The organism is Noviherbaspirillum sp. (assembly GCF_035627455.1).
Lineage (GTDB): Bacteria > Pseudomonadota > Gammaproteobacteria > Burkholderiales > Burkholderiaceae_D > Noviherbaspirillum.
On record NZ_DASPLS010000047.1, the window covers coordinates 1 to 2660 of the forward strand.

2 protein-coding genes are annotated in these 2660 nt (G+C 62.4%); both read left to right on the top strand.

What is annotated here, in order from left to right; genetic code table 11:
- Nucleotides 1–169: 169 nt before the first annotated feature.
- Nucleotides 170–1249, top strand: coding sequence for a TRAP transporter substrate-binding protein (locus VEC01_RS09090; protein WP_324900494.1), 1080 nt, complete (start codon nt 170–172; stop codon nt 1247–1249).
- A 317-nt stretch (nt 1250–1566) separates the two neighbouring features.
- Entirely contained in the window at nt 1567–2646 is a 1080-nt protein-coding gene (locus VEC01_RS09095) for a TRAP transporter substrate-binding protein (protein WP_324900495.1), read from the top strand.
- The last annotated feature ends 14 nt before the right edge of the window (nt 2647–2660 follow it).

The window sequence follows — 2660 nt, forward strand, 5'->3', positions numbered from 1 at the left end:
GTGCGACGGCAGGCATGCTTGTCTTTGTCGCATTCTTCCGCCGGCTTGCGATGGGTCAACGGCCTGTGCCGAGTACAGTGATCAAATTTTAGGCAGTCGCAGCGCATGCGCGTGAATCCGTGAGCGGAGCATGCGCAAGCCGATGCGTTCCTCAACCTCAGGAGTCCACATGAAACGTCGTTCGTTCTTGAAAAAGGCGGTTGCCGGCGCATCGGTTGGCGCCGTCGCGGCGCCCGCGCTCGCGCAAGGTCAGCCCACCTTAAACTGGCGGCTCGCATCCAGCTTCCCGAAGTCGCTCGATACCCTCTACGGCACCGCTGAAATCTTCAGCCGGCGCGTGGCCCAGCTCACCGGCGGCAAACTCAACATCCGCGTCTTCGCGGGCGGGGAAATCGTGCCGCCGCTGCAGGTGGTGGATGCGGTGCAGAACGGCACGGTCGAGATGGGGCATACCGCGCCGTATTACTACTTCGGCAAGGACCCGACCTTCGCCTTCGACTGCGCGGTTCCCTTCGGCATGAGTTCGCGCCAGCAGACCGCCTGGTTCGACCAGGGCGGCGGCCGCGACCTGATGCGCGAGTTCTATCGCGATTACGGCATCATCAATTTCCTCGGCGGCAATACCGGCGCGCAGATGGGCGGCTGGTTCCGCAAGGAGATCAGGACCCTGAACGATCTGAAGGGCCTGAAGATGCGCATCAGCGCCTTCGCCGGCAAGGTGATGCAGCCACTGGGCCTGGTGCCGCAGCAGCTGGCCGGTGCCGACATCTACCCGGCACTGGAGAAGGGCGCACTGGATGCGGTCGAGTGGACCACGCCGTACGACGACGAGAAGCTCGGCTTCTACAAAGTCGCGCCGTTCTACTATGCGCCGGGCTGGTGGGAGGGCGGCGCGCAGCTGGCGTTCTATATCGGCATCAAGGAATGGGAGAAGCTGCCGAAGGAATACCAGTTCGCGGTCGAAGCCGCGTCCGCGGAGGCGCACATGATCATGCAGGCCGAATACGACGCGAAGAACCCGGCAGCGCTGGCGCGCCTGATCAAGAACGGCGCCAAGCTGCGCTTCTTCTCGAAGGAGATCATGGAAGCCTGCTACAAGGCGTCGGTCGCGACGATGAACGATGAAGCGTCGAAGAACGCCAAGTTCAAGAAGATTTACGATGCGTACCAGCGCTTCCAGCGCGACCAGAACCAGTGGTTCTCGGTGGCTGAGCTGCCGATGCAAAGCTTCCTGTCCGCCCGCAAGTAACCGGCGCGCGGCTCCGGCGACCCCGGAGCCGCGTGGTCCGATGACGCCTGGCCGCAAGCCCGCGTGTCTCGGCATTGCCGGAATACGGGGCGGTTGAATTATTTTCAGCAGCCCTTTCCCCCTGTTTCCGCCGCGCTCGCGTGCGCGCAAGGGGTGCCGCGCCGCGTCCGCCTTACTCCGCTTTCTGCCGGAACAAATTTTTTTCACCTACGTAACCTGTTGCTCGCCCTACAATCGGCGCAACACATGTAGCGGGTCTATGTGTGCTGCATACCGATCCGTATGGTTATTGGTGATTCCACATCCTAGGAGACAACATGGAACGTCGTTCCTTCCTGAAGAAAGCAACCGTAGGCGCGTCGATCGGCGCGATGGCGGCACCGGCGCTGGCGCAGTCGCTGCCGTCCCTGAACTGGCGCATGGCATCCAGCTTCCCGAAGACGCTCGATACCGTATTCGGCGCCTCCGAATTGTTCTGCAAGCGCGTCGCGCAACTGACCGGCGGCAAGTTCAATATCCGCCTGTTCGCCGGCGGCGAGATCGTCCCCGCGCTGCAGGTGATGGATGCGGTACAGAACGGCACCATCGAGATGGGCCACACCGCGTCCTACTACTACTTCGGCAAGGATCCGACCTTCGCATTCGACTGCGCGGTGCCGTTCGGCCTGAACTCGCGCCAGCAGACCGCCTGGTTCGACCAGGGCGGCGGCTTGCAGCTGATGCGCGAATTCTTCAAGGATTACGGTATCGTCAACTTCCAGGGCGGTAACAGCGGCGCGCAGATGGGCGGCTGGTTCCGCAAGGAGATCAAGGGCGTGGCCGACCTGCAGGGCCTGAAGATGCGCATCGGCGGCTACGGCGGCCGCGTGATGCAGCGCCTCGGCCTGGTGCCGCAGCAGATCGCTGCCGGCGACATCTATCCGTCGCTCGAGAAGGGCACCATCGACGCCGCCGAATGGATCGGCCCGTACGACGATGAAAAGCTCGGCCTGTTCAAGGTCGCGCCGCACTACTACGCGCCGGGCTGGTGGGAGCCGAGCACGCAGTTCTCGTTCTATGTCGGCATCAAGGAATGGGAAAAACTGCCCAAGGAATACCAGTACGCAATCGAGACCGCCGCGTACGAAGCGCATGTCGTGATGCAGGCCGAGTACGACGCGAAGAATCCGGCGGCGCTGGCCCGCCTGCTGCGCAACGGCGTCAAGCTGCATTACTTCTCGAAGGAGATCATGGAAGCCTGCTACAAGGCGGCCAACGAAGTGAACGAGGAAGAAGCCGCGAAGAATCCGAAGTTCCGCAAGGTCTACGACCAGTGGAAGCGGTTCCGCCAGGACCAGAACCAGTGGACCTCGGTGGCCGAAGCGACGATGCAGAACTTCATGATCTCGCGCCGTTAATACCGAACAGGTTT